Here is a 14,904-nt window from a genome sequence, read left to right as displayed (position 1 = left end):
TCTTTAAAGTGCGGAGGAGGTTCTCCATTGGATATTACAGAGCTGCAACAACAGTTAGAGCTTATACAACAAAATGACTATACGCAACTGCGACATATAGATATGAATGAGCTAACGCTCCATATGCTTCAGTATATCGGAACGACTGATAGTTACGTTCGTTACCAGCTTATATATAAATGTTTTGTACATTTTATTCATCATGAATTTCTTATGGATGATCAGCTGAAATTGCTTTTACATACTTGTTTAAGTGATGAGTATTTATATTGTGACATTTACTCCCCGCATTCAGATGGGGTTTTCACACGTTCTTACACTGTTTCGTTAATTGCGTTAATACTCCAATTCGCTAACTCGCACTACTTTTTTACAGAGGAGGATATCGAGGAAATAAAAAATAAACTCATTACATATACAAACTTAGAAACGGATTTTCGAGGCTATATTGAAAATAAAGGATGGGCTCATTGTCTTGCTCACGTATCTGATGCCTTTACGGAAATTGTTCATAATACGTATACAACTTTTGAATGGTACGAAGAGTTAATTCATTGTTTATTAAATAAAATCTTCATTCCATCTGACCTTTTTCATAATAACGAAGATGAACGAATTGTTACGCCATTACTAGCGATGTTGTATCATGACTTTCCGCAAGACGAGTTAATTTCTATTATTCATAAAAAAATAAAAAGGCTTCCTCAAATTAGAAAACGCCTTTCGTTAAATGAGTATTGTATTTTATGTGCCAACATTAAAACCTTTTTACGCACTTTATTTTTCAGAACGAAAGATGATCATAACTTAGCCTTTACAGCACGGAAAACAGAAAGAATGTTAAAAGAACTTCCTAATTATTACTAGATATAAGGAGAACAACTATGGGTTATATTGAAGATATGAGAAATTTAGTAGGAAACCAGCCACTGATTTTAATAGGATCACACGCTATTATATTAAATGAGAAAAATCAAATATTAATGCAGCTCCGTACAGATTTTAACCGCTGGGGTATTATTGGCGGCGCCTTAGAATATAACGAAACGCTAGAAGACGCTTTAAAACGAGAAGTATATGAAGAAACTGGACTTAATATCAAAAATCCAGAACTATTCCGTACATACTCAGGACCAGATTTCTTTCAAATCTATCCAAACGGCGATCAAGTACACGGTGTACTCGTTGTTTATATTTGCCGAGAATTCAACGGTGAGCTTGTATGCGACCAAACGGAATCGAAAGAACTACGCTTCTTTCCACTTGATGAGTTACCTAGTAACCTTCCTCCTGTTATTGAAAGAATTATTCAGGAGTTTCAGCAATCCAATTTATACGTGAAATAGAACGGCCCTTCCTTTCATTTTATATAGTAATATAAAAACCTCATTTCTCGTCATTACAACGTGAAATGAGGTTTTTATCGTTCACCGTAACTCCCTATTTCCCCAAAATAATATTAACGTTCTCTTTCTACAACTTTATATCCCTTTATAAAAAGTATAGTTATATAAGAAACAATAAATGAAAGAATCGTATACATGCCAACCCAAAAGAAAAATACTGGATCGTGCACTGTAACATTTAGCAAAAGAAAAATAAGAAATGTTACCATTGGCATCACGTAAAATGTACCTACTTTATATGTCACAGCTATTGAAAAAATACAAATAAGCAATGGATATATACAGAAAATCAAAATTGACTCACTCAATGTTATGTCCCCCTTTCTGCAGAAATAATAGGTTTCTTGTAAACATTTTGGGGAACAACAAAGTTTTATATTTCCATTCGTTTTTAGTAAATAAAACGTTAAATTGTTATCTCAATCTGATTTCCTTCTGGGTCACTTACTACACTTTCATAATAACCATCACCTGTAGTGCGTGGACCATTTAACACAGGGTATCCCGCTTCTTTTAACATATCAGTTAATTCGTTCACCTTCTCCTTACTACCTACAGAAAAAGCAATATGCGCATATCCTACTGTTTGTGTTTGTAATGCATCATCTATCCCTACTTGTCTCATCAGTTCTAGACGCGCTCCACCTTCAAAAGTTATAAAATACGATTCAAACTGCTTTTTCGGATTATGATATAAGCGATTTTCTTCACCACCGAAGTACTGTTTATAAAAATCACGCATTCCTTCTAAATCATTCACCCAAATTGCTACATGTTCAATTTTCATAATAGACACCTTTTCTTTTATGATATTCAACTGACAATTGAATGCTTCATTGCCAGCACATTTAATTTTCTTTATTCGTTCTAGTAATCATAAGATCAAGTCCAAGACTTTTTAATCCATATAAATAATCTTCTTTCCAATTACTCACTGTTATTTTCGGAATATGTTCTGCCGGAATGTACTGCGGACAACTTTTTACAATTTGCTCTATTACAAATTGATTCACTTCATCATCACAGAAGATAAAGGCATGAGGGTTAATAATAGCTATACATGTAGCTATTAAACGAGTAATAGCATCTATATTATATTCCTCTGGATTATTCGAACCTTCACTTCTCAAAGCTTGTAAGAAATTTTTATTATCATACTGCGGAACGAAAGATATCTCTCCTGAGAAAAATGTACTTCCTCGTACTACATCTCCATTTATCATAATACCTGCACCTGGTCCATTTTGACCTGAATACAAATATACAAGAGAGGAATTGTCATAGTTTCCAGTGTTTTTATAATAACCAAGCACCGCGGCATTCATATCGTTTTCTATTACTACTGGTATAGAAAACAGATTCTCCAAATGACTTTTCAAATTAAAATTTTGGAACTTTTCGTATCCAGGAATATAAAAAATACGACCATTATCAACCGAACCAGGCACGCCAATTGATATAGAGCTTATTTTCGGAAATGTAGCGATAAAACTTTCAATGTGTTTAGATAATAAAGTTAAGCCCGTATCAATTAATACACTTGAAGTACTTCCTTGTTCTTTTACTTCTCCTAAACAGTTGAAAATTGTATAGTTTGTCTCATTTTTTTCTAAAAATATTGCTAAACCTAACATATACTCCGGATTATACGCATATCGTTTCGCTCTTCTTCCGCCACTTGAATCATCTAAACCGACTAAAGTGACTTCACCGTCTTGTTTCATATTTTCTATAAATTTACTTATCGTTGGAAAACTAATTTCTAATGCATTACTAAGTTCAACTTTCGTTGCACTACCTCGCTCTAGTAGAGCTGTACGAATGCCACGAAGGATCGTCTCTTTAATCGATTTTTGAGTAACAAATTGCTCACTCAAATCGCTCACCACCTTAATCAACATACTTATTAAACACTTTTAATAAGTTGCGTTGACAATATATCATACATCATTTTCTAAAGCAATATAGATGATATATTTCTACTAGCGGCATTCCGTATTTAACTCGATGTATTCTCTCTCGTAACAGACGATACAATTCCAGACAAGATAACAAATAATAAAACTGCTAGCAAAGCATTACGTATTCCGAATGCTTCTCCAAGTATCCCTAAAAATGGTGGTCCGACTAAAAACGCTGTAAAACCGATTATAGAAACTGTCGCAACATTAGAAGTCGCATTTTCTCCGCCATCTCCAGCAGCAGAAAGACCAATTGGGAAACCTAGTGCGGCACCAATCCCCCATAGTACTACACCAAATGCTAGAAAATATGAGTTACTCCCAAATATGACAATTGTCATTCCTATACTAGCCATCATAATAGTAGCACGTACGACAGCGACACGACCGAATCGATCAAGAAAATAACTACTGCACATTCGAGCCAATGTCATTGCCAATACAAAAATAGTGTACATAATAGAACCTGTCACTACACTTTGCTGATGTCCGTCTACCATCACGATAGGTAGCCAATCATTCGCACTCCCTTCTGCAAATGCCATTCCAAGCACAAAAAGACCAAGTAAAAGCACCTTTTTTTCCATACGTAAAGGATTATGCTTCGCTCGCTTTTTGTTCCGTGATTTCTCCTTCTTTCCTGTTCCATGCGGAAGAAAGCGATACAACATACATACAAGTAATACAAACACGACCGAAATCGCAAGGAATTGATACAAAATTGGGATATGAAGAGAGATGGCGGCAGAACCACTGAGAGCGCCTACTAAAGTTCCTACACTAAAAAAGCCATGGAATTTCGGAAGAAGAGTTGTTCCTAGTTTCTGCTCAATAGAAGAACCCTCTACATTCAATGCAACTTCTGCTAATCCATATCCTACTCCAAATACTAGTAAGCTACCAAAAGCCCCCATACTAGAAGCAAAATAAATAGTAATACCTAAACAGAATAATCCAACGATCATAAAAAACATACTACCTATAATAACGTCTCTAGCTCCCTTACCATCAATAAAGTGACTTGCACTCAGTAAACCAATTATTGAACCGACAGATAATCCGAACAAAATCCAGCCCATTTCTGCATTTGACACTGCTAAAATATCTCGCGCCGCTGCCGTTCTAGAAATCCATGTAGCAAACGAGAAACCCGGCAAAACAAATAAGAGAAAAAGAACGTTTCAAGAAGCAAGTAATGTCTTTGTACAATTGTTCGTACTATCTTTCTTCATAATAAAACACCTTTCACATTGTCTATACGATACGACACCAGTTTATTCATATACCCATGAAAAATGATTTCTATACGTCTATCGTTTTAATAACTTTAGCTGGATTACCACCAACTACTACATTATTAGGTACATCTTTTGTCACAACTGCCCCTGAAGCAATTACAGCGTTGTCTCCAATTGAAATACCAGGGTTAATAATAGCTCCCCCGCCAACCCAAACGTTGTTACCAATCTTTACAGGCTTCCCATATTCTTTACCAGAATTCCGCTCTACCGGATGTAAAGGATGCGTAGCAGTATAAATGTGAACACCAGGTGCAAACATACAATGATCACCGATTCGAACTTCACAAACGTCTAAAATCACACAATTGAAATTTGCAAAAAAGCTCTTTCCAACATGGATATTGTAGCCATAATCACAACGAAAATCAGGATTAATTTGGGCTTTCCCATCAGCTGAAGAACCTAAAAGCTGATTTAATAACGTAAAACGTCTCTCATCTCCTGTCTCCATCGCCTCGTTATAAAGGCGTGTTAAACGTTTTGCCTCCACCCTATCAGCCACTAATTCTTCGTCATCCGCAATATACATTTCTCCCGCTAACATCTTTTCTTTTTCTGTTTTCATAGAATCATCTCCTTTGTTATCGAATGAACCGCACTTATTAAACACCTTTAATAAGTGATTTTAATTATACTTATTAAACAAGTTTAATAAGTAACCCTATAGTAGCATACTTTTTAAAATGTGCAATTAATAAATTTCGAAAGAAGATGCGATTTCCTCATTTTACAGGTGGATATAACGAATAAATAATTAAAATTCATATAGAAAAACAAGGGAACGCTCAGCGTCCCCTCTCAAATCCAATCCGTTTTTTAATTCCCACCAAATTTGCCTTCGCGATTTCTCTTGCCCGCTTAGCACCTTTTTCCAACGCTTCATATAATAAATTCGGTTCATTCATATACATAGCATATTTCTCACGAGGCCCAGCCAATTCGCGGTCTACAACGCGAAACAACTCTTTTTTCACATCCCCCCATCCGATTCCAGTCTCATATTTTTCACGTAATGACTGCATTTCATCTTCTTTTGCAAATTCTTTATAAATCGTAAATAACGTTTCTAATTCTTTCGGTTCATTTGGAAGTGAAGAATCTGTTTTGATTTTAAATATTAACTTTCGTAGTTTTTCTTGCTCTGCAAATAATGGGATCACATTCCCATAACTTTTACTCATCTTTCTTCCATCAAGCCCTTGTAATATTGCACCCTCTTCTTGTATGACATACTCCGGAAGTGTAAATGTCCTGCCAAAAGTATGATTAAAATACGTTGCAATATCACGCGCGATTTCAATATGCTGAATTTGGTCTTTTCCGACTAGCACATGCGTAGCCTGAAATAGCAATATGTCAGCTGCCATTAAGATCGGATACGTATATAATCCCATATTCACTCCTGCATCGACCTCTAAACCCGCTTCTTTATTTTGCTCCACCTTCGCTTTATACGCATGAGCACGGTTCATAAGCCCTTTCGGAGTTAGGCAAGCTAATATCCAAGCTAATTCTAGAATCTCCGGCACTTCTGTTTGTCGGTAAAATATAACATCTTCTCCAAGTCCAAGCGATAACCAAGTAGCAGCTACCTCTTTCGTATAGCTACTAAACTGGCTCGGATTATGCACAGCATTTAACGCGTGATAATCTGCTATAAAATACAATGCTTTTCCTTCATTCTTCTTTGACATTTGTAATGCAGGTTTAATCGCACCAATATAATTTCCTAAATGCGGATAACCTGTCGGCTTAATTCCTGTTAACATTATTTTCTCACTCATCCTAACTCCTCCTTTCTCAAAATAAAAAGAGCCCCTCATCCTTAAAAAAGGACGAGAGACTCCCGCGGTACCACCTTAATTAGCTATTGTTAGCTCACTTCATACTTCGATAACGTGAAGCAACCGTCTTTGCCTACTCATTTCAGCTAGAAGCTCCGGAGCCCATTCCATATTCATCCCTTACTGATTTCCACCACTCATCAGCTCTCTGAAAAGTTTCGAATATGTACTCTTCTCTTTCATTGCTTTTTCATTATTTTTTACAGTTTATCACATTCCCTTTCCAATTAACCCCTAATTTTCTGTTTTATATAGCAGGAATTTCCACTTCAATTGTCTAATATTATATAGGTTTGCAGAAATACTCGAAACAACTTTGGAGGTTTTTTCATGGTAAAATATATATCCATTTTAGGTTCAACAGGATCCATCGGCACATCTGCATTAGATGTCGTTTCAGCTCATCCTGAACATTTTAAAATCATCGGTTTAACCGCAAATTATAATATCGATCTTCTTGAGCAACAAATCAAAACGTTTCAACCTTGCATTGTAAGCGTTGCGACAAAAGAATTAGCAGACACGCTTCGTACGCGTATTTCAACCAACACAAAAATTACATACGGAACGGATGGCTTAATTGCGGTAGCTACTCACCCTCATTCAAATCTTGTATTAAGTTCCGTCGTTGGTGTTTCAGGATTACTCCCAACAATTGAAGCATTAAAAGCGAAGAAAGATATTGCCATCGCTAATAAAGAAACGTTAGTTGCAGCTGGTCATATCGTAACTGAACTGGCCAAACAAAACGGATGTCGTTTAATTCCAGTCGATAGCGAACATTCAGCTATTTTCCAATGTTTAAACGGAGAAAATAATAAAGAAATAGACAAATTAATCGTTACAGCTTCTGGCGGTGCATTCCGTGATAAAACACGTGAAGAAATGAAAACATTACAAGCGAAGGATGCTTTAAAACACCCAAACTGGTTAATGGGGGCAAAACTAACGATAGATTCTGCCACGTTAATGAATAAAGGGTTTGAAGTGATGGAAGCTAAGTGGCTATTCGATATTCCTTATGAAAAAATTGATGTTATGATTCATAAAGAAAGTATCATTCACTCTTTAGTAGAGTTTATTGATGGATCAGTCATGGCACAGCTCGGTGCTCCTGATATGAGAATGCCGATTCAATATGCATTTCACTACCCTACTCGACTACTTTCATCCTATGAAAAATTAAATTTATTAGAAATTGGTAGTTTGCATTTTGAAAAACCAAATTTAGAGAAGTTCCCCTGTCTACAATACGCATTTGAATGTGGCAAAATTGGCGGTACAACTCCAGCTGTATTAAATGCAGCGAACGAAATTGCAAATGCACTATTTCTTAAAAATGAAATTGCATTTTTCGATATCGAAAAAACAATTTACAATACAGTTGAAGCTCATCATAATGTAAAAGATCCTTCACTCGATGCTATATTAGAAGCTGATCAATGGGCACGCCAATACGCAAATCAATTATTAATAAAAAAGGGCTAAAACAGTTTTATCTGTTTTAGCTCTTTTTTTACGTATTCAGCTTAACAAATCTATAACTATGCGTTACTAACACTTTTAATATCGCATATCCTGGAATTGCTAAAATAATCCCCATAATACCAAATAAGTTTCCGGCAGTTAAAATGATAAATATGATTGTAATTGGATGAATATCTAGCTTTTTCCCCATGACTTGCGGAGAAATAAATTTACCTTCTGCTAATTGTACGACCATCATTACAATAATTACTTTTAACACCATTGATGGCGAGTCAATAAATGCGATAATTAATGCTGGTGTAATTGCAATGATTGGTCCTACGTACGGAACGATATTTACAATCATTGCTAAAATAGCGAGTAATACCGCATATTTAATACCAATAATAAGGTAACCGATTAATAGCATAATACCGATAAACAAGCTAACGATAATTTGCCCTCTAATATACGAGCTAATCGCATAATGCATATCATCTAGTATTCTCATCGCTGCTGGTTGTCTTTGCTCTGAAATAAACTTTAAAAAGTGGTTCGGTAATTGTTCACCATCTTTTAAAAGATAGAACAATATAAATGGAACCATTACAAACGTTAAAACGACCTCTGTAACAGTACTTAAAAATCCAGTTACATTTCCAGTTACTGATGATAGCGACTTCGTAAAATCAACTGTATAGTCTTTTACCATACTCGCTACATCAATATTTAAATTCTCTTGAATTTTGCCTAGTAAATTACTTTCCCCGAATCTACGTGCTGCTCGTTCAATTTCATGACCGAAATACGGTAAGTTATCTATTAATGCATCAATTTGATCTTTAATAATCGGGATTACTGTTACAACTAAAAATACAAATAATCCTAGTACTATTATATATATAGAAGCGATTGATACGATTCTGGAAACACCTTTCTTTTCTAAAAGCGAAACGAATGGATGCAAAATATAAAATAGCACACCGGCTAATAATACGGGGAAGAAAATTGTTTTTAAAAAGACGATAAACGGAGTAAAAACAAAAGAAATTTTCGTTAGCAGTAATATGTTAATAAACAATAACGCAAAGCCGAGTAACACCGCTAAATAATTTTGTTCTCTAAAAAACTTTTTCAACTTATCTCTTTTTCTAATATTTAATTTCTCCAATGAAACCACCTCTTCGAATGATGAAAAGCCCTTATTCAGGGCTTTTCATCATGATCTATATCTTTATTTTCTTGCAGCTTTCACTACAAATGATACAATAAGAATTAATACGATTGCACCTAATAATGCTGGCACGACATGAATCCCACCAAATGATGGCCCAAAAGATCCAAATAATCTACCACCTAATGAAGCACCTAACAAACCTGCGATAATATTTCCAAACATACCACCCGGAAAATTTTTACCCGTTATAGAACCTGCAATTGCACCTATAATAGCACCAACTATTAATGTGATAATCCATCCCATTTTTAGTCCTCCATTTCTATTATAGTGTATTTCTTTTTCATACTAAATTGTTATGTAACTATTATAATTATTATATCCAATAAAGAAAAATCTTGTCAAATCTATGAAAATAAAGCCTATAAGGAGGTTTTACCCTATGATTCAAAAATTAGTAACAACTTCTCACAACACCGCTACTTCTATTTTAAACATTCAAATACCCGCTTATGAAATTGAAGCAAAATATATAAATAGTACGGCTATTCCTCGTCTTTATGATACTGTAGCCGATATTCAATTATGTGATGAAATTTTTTACGGCTATTTTTATGAAGATACACTTGCTGGGTTTATTTCTTTTAAAATGGATGAAGAGGAAGTTGATATTCATCGTTTAGTAGTATCCCCCGATCATTTTCATAAAGGAATCGCCACAAAACTACTACTTTATGTATTTGACATGTTCTCCCCTTCACAAACATATATTGTACAAACAGGGAAAGAAAATACACCTGCTCTGTCTTTATATAAAAAACATGGATTTATTAAAATAAATGATATTATATTACCCGATGGAGTGGTTTTAACCTCACTCAAAAAAATCAGAAAACATAAAATAGTTTGACTCATCAATTTATTTATGTTATCCTTTACTTTATAAATCCTTTTGCTGAGTCCAAATTTTGGAGCGGGGGAACCATTTTTGTAGCCATGCTACTTGGGGCGAATCTTATTTAAGTAGGGAAACTCTCACTTCCCGAGTCCGACAGCTAACCTCGTAAGCGTAATGGGAGAGGAAGGTGCTTTTTGCCTATGTTACACAGTGTACCTCCTTAATTATAAATATGGGATCGATACCAATAGACACCTATATTTATAGAAAAGGAGACATGTATAATGTTACGTTTATCTGATCACGCAATAAAAATGATGGAGCAAAGACTTCGACTCGAACAACACCGCACATATCAAGCAAATAAAGTGGTAGATAACTTACATCACAAATACTTCTTTCAGCATATTTTTCAACCGAAAAGATAAGGAGAAAAACACAAGGTGTGTCTATACAGACATTCCTTGTGTTTTTTATATTCCTTATAATATTCTCACTACATTTAAACTTGCCGTAATCGCACCTGCTATAGTGGTCACATGCCTTACACCTAACGGGCCATTTTATAATACTAATGTTGAATTGGCGCTCGTTACATTCACAAGAAGTGTATTTGAAATGATAGGCTTCTTTTTATAAAGCACTTTACTTTCTTGCCTTAATAATAAAAGTAGTTGGCACCATTCTAGCTTTATATAAAGAATAATATTTCGTAGACGGCTCAGCTCGTTCTTCATCAAATGAACTAGATGGTTCAGGCTCTTCTATTCTCTCAATTGTAAATCCCGCTCTATTTAACTCATTTATGTATGTACTTATTTTTCTCTTATATAATGTCGCTTGTACATTTTCCCCTTTAAATGTTTCAAACGTAATAGGTGTTTCCTCATGGTAAGAAGACTTTAAAGCAATTTCTTCTGTACCATACTGTAAATTTGAATATATTGGATGCTCCCAACTAAAGATAAAACTTCCTCCTGGCTTTACATATGAATAAATCAGTTCCAACGTTTTTCGTAAATTCGAAGTCCAACCTAATGCATAAATGGAATATACAATATCAAAATATCCTTTTGGAATATCCGATTCTTCTTCCATTGCTCCGCATATTAACTTTGGATTCCAACACTTTAACGTTTCATTCGCTGTTTTAATTTGTTCACTTGAAAGATCAAGCCCCCATAACTCTTCCGCACCATGCTCTCCCATATATTGCAGCGAATGCCCACTTCCACATCCAATATCAAGAACCTTTTTATCTCTAATTGAATCAAACAAACGAATCTCATCTTCAGACGCTGTATACGGGCCATATTTCGGTAAACAATCCACTTGAAAGAAATAAGATGCAACTGTATCCCAACACTTTTTATTTAACGCTAACATTTTTGTATCTTTCATACTCTACATTCCCCCATCCAATTTTCTTCCCCTAATATAAATTACACATTATAACCCGATCTCCCTTTTCTCTTCGCCCGGTAATTTTTCACTTTCGCAATCGTACCGCACGCTCTTCCTCCTTCTTCTCCAGCGTACATACCGCACCATCTTTTACTTCCATTTCGTGAATTGTCATAAAATACCCAGCAGCAATCTGGACATGCTTTTAACCTCCCCCACAAATTTTCTTGAACCGCCATTAAAACAATACTTAATACTTTTGTATATATATTCTCTTCGTGCACAGGCTCATATGTAATACCTTTCATATCTTCCATTACATATACATGAAATGGATATTTCTCTAACCACTTTTGCAATGATCCTTCACCTTCAATTGCCGCCCGAATATCTTCTCGAAAACTTTTTAATTCCTCTATCGTATGAAATGGAACCTCTTCATGAAAATATTTTTTCATAAAGAGCTTTATATCCTCTTCTATTTGCAGCATATCAATTGGCTCTCTCGTATCGTTTGGTATTTTCCATGTATTTAAAAATTCCCGAATATATTCTAATTCATTTGGTGCATTTTGATTCAATTCCATCCACCTTCTTCTTAAAATTTACTTTTTTCTGACTTTATGTATAATTATAATATAAAATAGTTAACCATTAAATAATTTTACTGGTTACAATATTAGGAGGAGTTCTATGAAAAGTTTCTCAATACCGATACGCTTCATGCTTATTTCTTCATTCTTTATGTCTTTTGGGTATTTTGCAGTATACGCATTTTTAACTATTTATCTATTAACCTTTCTTCATTTTTCTGCTGTCCAAGTAGGAACAGTGTTGACGGTTATGACAATCACATCACGAATTATCCCATTATTCTCAGGGTTAATTGCTGACAAAATAGGCTATATCATTATGATGATAGCCGGATTATTTTTGAGAGGAATCGGATTTATCGCTTTAGGAATATGCTCTGATTTCTATACAATTTCTATTTCTTCTGCACTTATTGGCTTCGGAACTGCATTTTACGAACCTGCCGCTCGCGCTATATTTGGCTCACAGCCAGCTCATTTGAGAAAAAATTTATTTACATATTTAAACCTTAGCTTTAATTGCGGTGCAATAATCGGACCAATTGCAGGAGGTTTTTTACTCTTACTCAATCCCATCTATGCTTTCTCTCTAACAGGATCTCTTATGCTGTTATTCGCTTTTATCTTTTACTTACTTAAAAATCACTTCCAAGTCACTACTGAAAACACGTCTATTACATTAGGGCTACAGGCTATTTTACAAAACAAATCTTTCCTTTTGTTTTCATTTATTATGATTTTCTTCTATATTATGTTTACTCAGCTTACTGTCGCACTTCCACTTCATATGAAAAACATTAGTAATAGCAATCAGCTTGCTACACTCGTTATTACGATAAATGCAATAACAGGCGTCATATTTATGGTATTATTTCGTAAACTATTTCATAAATACAATACACTTTCGATTATTAAATACGGTGTTTTATTAATGAGTTTTTCTTTTTTACTCATTCCTTTATTTCCACACCCGTATTGGCTATTTATTTGTGTAATTTTATTTACAATTGGCGAAACACTCGTATTACCTAACGCTGATATCGCTATTGCAAATTACAGTAACGAATCCTATACAGCTACTTACTTCGGATTTTATCAACTATCACTCGCATTTGGTTTTATCATCGGTAATTATACCGGTACATCTTTTACATCCAACTTAGGCGGAATGTATACACCATGGCTTATTTTCGGTGGAATAGGACTTATTGGTTTTATTTCACTACATATTTTAAATATTAAAAAAGGATTCCCTAAAGAAGATATATACCTATGTAATAATACGAAACACCTTTAACACATTACAATTGAGATGGTACCTTTAGACAAGCAGCCTATAATAAAAAATTCGACCATCATATGTGACAGTCGAATTTTTTTATTCTTCATATTCAAGATGATTATGTCTTTTACAACCAAACAAATAGCAAGCCCCTATATGATAAGTTTCAAATTCTAACCCTGGAACGTATCCAGATTTGATACGTTCTATCATTGTTTTATAACAATTATTCTCTTCTGTATATTCCTCAATTAACTCTTTCTTATCTTTTTCTGTCCAGTTTTCTTCTACTTCTTCATTCTGAACGTCTTCTATTTCTTCTGTTTTCGCTTCAATAGATTCCCGTATAACTTCATTCATACGGGAGAAATTATTAGCTTTATATAGAGCATACACAAATCTACTAATCCAATTGGGACTTTTCCAGCATTCTTTGTATCCCTTTTCGAACCATTCAATTGCTTCTTTATAGCAATTCAACTCAACATATAAATCTGCTACATGAATTTCTCCTACAAAATCATCAGATTTCCTGTTAAAAGCATCTAACTTCTCTTTCGCTTCTGCCCACTTTTCTTGTTTCAAGTAAATGTCCCCTAAGATGTTATAAGGAAAGTATGAGGAAGGATTCAACTTAATAACTTCCTTTATTAATTCCAGAGCTTTATCAACATTCTCTTCCTCATAAAAGTACATCCAAGCAAGATTATTGAGAGATTGTACACCTCTAGATTCCTGTACTGCTTGGTGAAACAGTTCCATTGCTTTCTCATATTCATTTTGTTCAAACATTTCAATTGCCTTCTCGTTAATATTCAAATAACTACCTCCGAAGTGAATGAATTCATCTATTCCATATCGTTATTTTAATATGAAAAAAATTGTAATTTCCATAAAAATAAGTTCTTTCGCCTGTCTACATGTCATCATATAGTTGGATATCCAATTCGTAATGATTTTAACAACACTGCTTTCTACAGAAAATATATACCTACTGGAAAAATACTGATTTAAAACAATAAGTAAACTTTTCAACCCCCTTAAATTGGATATACAGCCTGTTTTAATTTACATATTATGGTACAATCAAGAAGAGTGCTAACTAAACATTTACGTTTCGCACTAGCAGTCTAGCAATGCCAAAATCAAAAATCACTTGAAATTGGGGGATGTTATGAGAAAGAAATTAAGTGCTCTTCTATTCATCGTAATCATATTATCTGGATGTTCAACTATAGTAGAAAATTCTTTAGAAACTGGAAATGGCAGTATTGAATTATTAACACCGACGATTACAGCAAAAGATAACGAATTAGAATTTAAGACTGAAGGCATTGATGAAAATAAAGTAACTTTTATTTATGTTGCCAATAAAAAAGTATTCGAACAAAAAATAAAGAATGGTGAATCCTACAAACTTGATATTACAGATATCGAGGATGCTCATAGGACAGACTACAAGCCACGAGTTCAACTTTTACAGAATAAGGATGATGATAAAGACGGAGAAATGGTAACGTTTAAACAAGTTAGATATACAGTTAAAAAAAATTAATTTTATAGGTATTTCA

Annotated in this window: 17 protein-coding genes, 1 pseudogene, 1 riboswitch and 1 other annotated feature; of the genes and pseudogenes, 7 read left to right on the top strand and 11 right to left on the bottom strand. The window is 34.3% G+C overall.

Annotated elements, in window-relative coordinates; translation table 11 throughout:
• Window positions 1-27: 27 nt before the first annotated feature.
• Both ACUN0F_RS16225 and ACUN0F_RS16220 read left to right on the top strand, forming a co-directional pair.
• Window positions 28-867 carry a DUF2785 domain-containing protein gene (locus tag ACUN0F_RS16225; protein WP_000355494.1) on the top strand — a complete coding sequence of 280 codons (840 nt, stop codon included), beginning with the start codon at window positions 28-30 and terminating at the stop codon, window positions 865-867.
• Window positions 868-884: 17 nt separating this feature from the next.
• Window positions 885-1,346, top strand: coding sequence for an NUDIX hydrolase (locus ACUN0F_RS16220; RefSeq protein ID WP_000540483.1), 462 nt, complete (start codon window positions 885-887; stop codon window positions 1,344-1,346).
• A gap of 113 nt (window positions 1,347-1,459) precedes the next feature.
• On the opposite strand, the gene ACUN0F_RS16215 is transcribed toward ACUN0F_RS16220, so the two are convergent.
• From ACUN0F_RS16215 to ACUN0F_RS16190, 6 genes and pseudogenes are all read right to left on the bottom strand, one after another.
• Window positions 1,460-1,714, bottom strand: a complete 255-nt coding sequence (locus tag ACUN0F_RS16215; RefSeq protein ID WP_264460994.1) for a YbeF family protein — start codon at window positions 1,712-1,714, stop codon at window positions 1,460-1,462.
• A 98-nt stretch (window positions 1,715-1,812) separates the two neighbouring features.
• Entirely contained in the window at window positions 1,813-2,193 is a 381-nt protein-coding gene (locus ACUN0F_RS16210) for a VOC family protein (protein WP_264460993.1), read from the bottom strand.
• A gap of 61 nt (window positions 2,194-2,254) precedes the next feature.
• Window positions 2,255-3,283 carry an ROK family transcriptional regulator gene (locus ACUN0F_RS16205; RefSeq protein ID WP_264460992.1) on the bottom strand — a complete coding sequence of 343 codons (1,029 nt, stop codon included), beginning with the start codon at window positions 3,281-3,283 and terminating at the stop codon, window positions 2,255-2,257.
• Between the two features lie 122 nt (window positions 3,284-3,405).
• A pseudogene (locus tag ACUN0F_RS16200) lies at window positions 3,406-4,599 on the bottom strand (MFS transporter).
• A gap of 70 nt (window positions 4,600-4,669) precedes the next feature.
• Window positions 4,670-5,233, bottom strand: coding sequence for a maltose O-acetyltransferase (locus ACUN0F_RS16195; protein WP_445539700.1), 564 nt, complete (start codon window positions 5,231-5,233; stop codon window positions 4,670-4,672).
• 220 nt (window positions 5,234-5,453) lie between these two features.
• Window positions 5,454-6,491, bottom strand: coding sequence for a tryptophan--tRNA ligase (locus ACUN0F_RS16190; protein ID WP_445539699.1), 1,038 nt, complete (start codon window positions 6,489-6,491; stop codon window positions 5,454-5,456).
• A gap of 5 nt (window positions 6,492-6,496) precedes the next feature.
• Window positions 6,497-6,704, bottom strand: a binding site (T-box leader).
• Between the two features lie 138 nt (window positions 6,705-6,842).
• Between ACUN0F_RS16190 and ACUN0F_RS16185 the strand changes: the two genes are divergently transcribed.
• On the top strand, window positions 6,843-8,000 hold the full coding sequence (locus ACUN0F_RS16185) for a 1-deoxy-D-xylulose-5-phosphate reductoisomerase (RefSeq protein ID WP_445539698.1): 1,158 nt from the start codon (window positions 6,843-6,845) through the stop codon (window positions 7,998-8,000).
• Between the two features lie 28 nt (window positions 8,001-8,028).
• On the opposite strand, the gene ACUN0F_RS16180 is transcribed toward ACUN0F_RS16185, so the two are convergent.
• The gene (locus tag ACUN0F_RS16180) at window positions 8,029-9,150 is read right to left on the bottom strand and encodes an AI-2E family transporter (RefSeq protein WP_000413408.1); all 1,122 of its coding nucleotides are present in this window, start codon (window positions 9,148-9,150) and stop codon (window positions 8,029-8,031) included.
• Between the two features lie 63 nt (window positions 9,151-9,213).
• On the bottom strand, window positions 9,214-9,462 hold the full coding sequence (locus ACUN0F_RS16175; RefSeq protein ID WP_000539721.1) for a GlsB/YeaQ/YmgE family stress response membrane protein: 249 nt from the start codon (window positions 9,460-9,462) through the stop codon (window positions 9,214-9,216).
• A 136-nt stretch (window positions 9,463-9,598) separates the two neighbouring features.
• Between ACUN0F_RS16175 and ACUN0F_RS16170 the strand changes: the two genes are divergently transcribed.
• Together ACUN0F_RS16170 and ACUN0F_RS16165 are read left to right on the top strand one after the other, a co-directional pair.
• Window positions 9,599-10,066, top strand: coding sequence for a GNAT family N-acetyltransferase (locus tag ACUN0F_RS16170; RefSeq protein ID WP_046957921.1), 468 nt, complete (start codon window positions 9,599-9,601; stop codon window positions 10,064-10,066).
• A 33-nt stretch (window positions 10,067-10,099) separates the two neighbouring features.
• Window positions 10,100-10,242: riboswitch (cyclic di-AMP (ydaO/yuaA leader) on the top strand.
• A 96-nt stretch (window positions 10,243-10,338) separates the two neighbouring features.
• Complete coding sequence (locus tag ACUN0F_RS16165; protein ID WP_000945246.1) at window positions 10,339-10,482, top strand: hypothetical protein; 144 nt, start codon at window positions 10,339-10,341, stop codon at window positions 10,480-10,482.
• Between the two features lie 217 nt (window positions 10,483-10,699).
• Here ACUN0F_RS16165 and ACUN0F_RS16160 read toward each other — a convergent pair whose 3' ends face one another.
• Both ACUN0F_RS16160 and ACUN0F_RS16155 read right to left on the bottom strand, forming a co-directional pair.
• On the bottom strand, window positions 10,700-11,455 hold the full coding sequence (locus tag ACUN0F_RS16160) for a class I SAM-dependent methyltransferase (protein WP_264460988.1): 756 nt from the start codon (window positions 11,453-11,455) through the stop codon (window positions 10,700-10,702).
• A gap of 41 nt (window positions 11,456-11,496) precedes the next feature.
• Window positions 11,497-12,039, bottom strand: coding sequence for a CGNR zinc finger domain-containing protein (locus ACUN0F_RS16155; protein WP_445539697.1), 543 nt, complete (start codon window positions 12,037-12,039; stop codon window positions 11,497-11,499).
• A gap of 112 nt (window positions 12,040-12,151) precedes the next feature.
• On the opposite strand from ACUN0F_RS16155, the gene ACUN0F_RS16150 reads away from it, so the two are divergent.
• A complete protein-coding gene (locus tag ACUN0F_RS16150; RefSeq protein ID WP_445539696.1) occupies window positions 12,152-13,348 on the top strand; it encodes an MDR family MFS transporter in 1,197 nt (398 codons plus the stop codon).
• An 81-nt stretch (window positions 13,349-13,429) separates the two neighbouring features.
• Here ACUN0F_RS16150 and ACUN0F_RS16145 read toward each other — a convergent pair whose 3' ends face one another.
• A complete protein-coding gene (locus ACUN0F_RS16145; protein WP_445539695.1) occupies window positions 13,430-14,152 on the bottom strand; it encodes a tetratricopeptide repeat protein in 723 nt (240 codons plus the stop codon).
• Window positions 14,153-14,507: 355 nt separating this feature from the next.
• On the opposite strand from ACUN0F_RS16145, the gene ACUN0F_RS16140 reads away from it, so the two are divergent.
• Window positions 14,508-14,888, top strand: a complete 381-nt coding sequence (locus ACUN0F_RS16140) for a hypothetical protein (protein WP_264460984.1) — start codon at window positions 14,508-14,510, stop codon at window positions 14,886-14,888.
• Window positions 14,889-14,904 lie beyond the last annotated feature (16 nt).

This window comes from Bacillus sp. 1A (genome assembly GCF_052682215.1).
The sequence above is the reverse complement of the archived record's forward strand: the minus strand, read 5'-3'. Positions and strand labels throughout refer to the sequence as shown.

What these genes read in the sequence shown, in the direction of transcription:
- ACUN0F_RS16220 (WP_000540483.1), top strand. Translation starts at nt 885, where the DNA reads ATGGGTTATATTGAAGATATGAGAAATTTAGTAGGAAACCAGCCACTG.
- ACUN0F_RS16210 (WP_264460993.1), bottom strand. Translation starts at nt 2,193, where the DNA reads ATGAAAATTGAACATGTAGCAATTTGGGTGAATGATTTAGAAGGAATG.
- ACUN0F_RS16195 (WP_445539700.1), bottom strand. Translation starts at nt 5,233, where the DNA reads ATGAAAACAGAAAAAGAAAAGATGTTAGCGGGAGAAATGTATATTGCG.
- ACUN0F_RS16190 (WP_445539699.1), bottom strand. Translation starts at nt 6,491, where the DNA reads ATGAGGGGCTCTTTTTATTTTGAGAAAGGAGGAGTTAGGATGAGTGAG.
- ACUN0F_RS16185 (WP_445539698.1), top strand. Translation starts at nt 6,843, where the DNA reads ATGGTAAAATATATATCCATTTTAGGTTCAACAGGATCCATCGGCACA.
- ACUN0F_RS16175 (WP_000539721.1), bottom strand. Translation starts at nt 9,462, where the DNA reads ATGGGATGGATTATCACATTAATAGTTGGTGCTATTATAGGTGCAATT.
- ACUN0F_RS16170 (WP_046957921.1), top strand. Translation starts at nt 9,599, where the DNA reads ATGATTCAAAAATTAGTAACAACTTCTCACAACACCGCTACTTCTATT.
- ACUN0F_RS16165 (WP_000945246.1), top strand. Translation starts at nt 10,339, where the DNA reads ATGTTACGTTTATCTGATCACGCAATAAAAATGATGGAGCAAAGACTT.
- ACUN0F_RS16160 (WP_264460988.1), bottom strand. Translation starts at nt 11,455, where the DNA reads ATGAAAGATACAAAAATGTTAGCGTTAAATAAAAAGTGTTGGGATACA.
- ACUN0F_RS16150 (WP_445539696.1), top strand. Translation starts at nt 12,152, where the DNA reads ATGAAAAGTTTCTCAATACCGATACGCTTCATGCTTATTTCTTCATTC.
- ACUN0F_RS16140 (WP_264460984.1), top strand. Translation starts at nt 14,508, where the DNA reads ATGAGAAAGAAATTAAGTGCTCTTCTATTCATCGTAATCATATTATCT.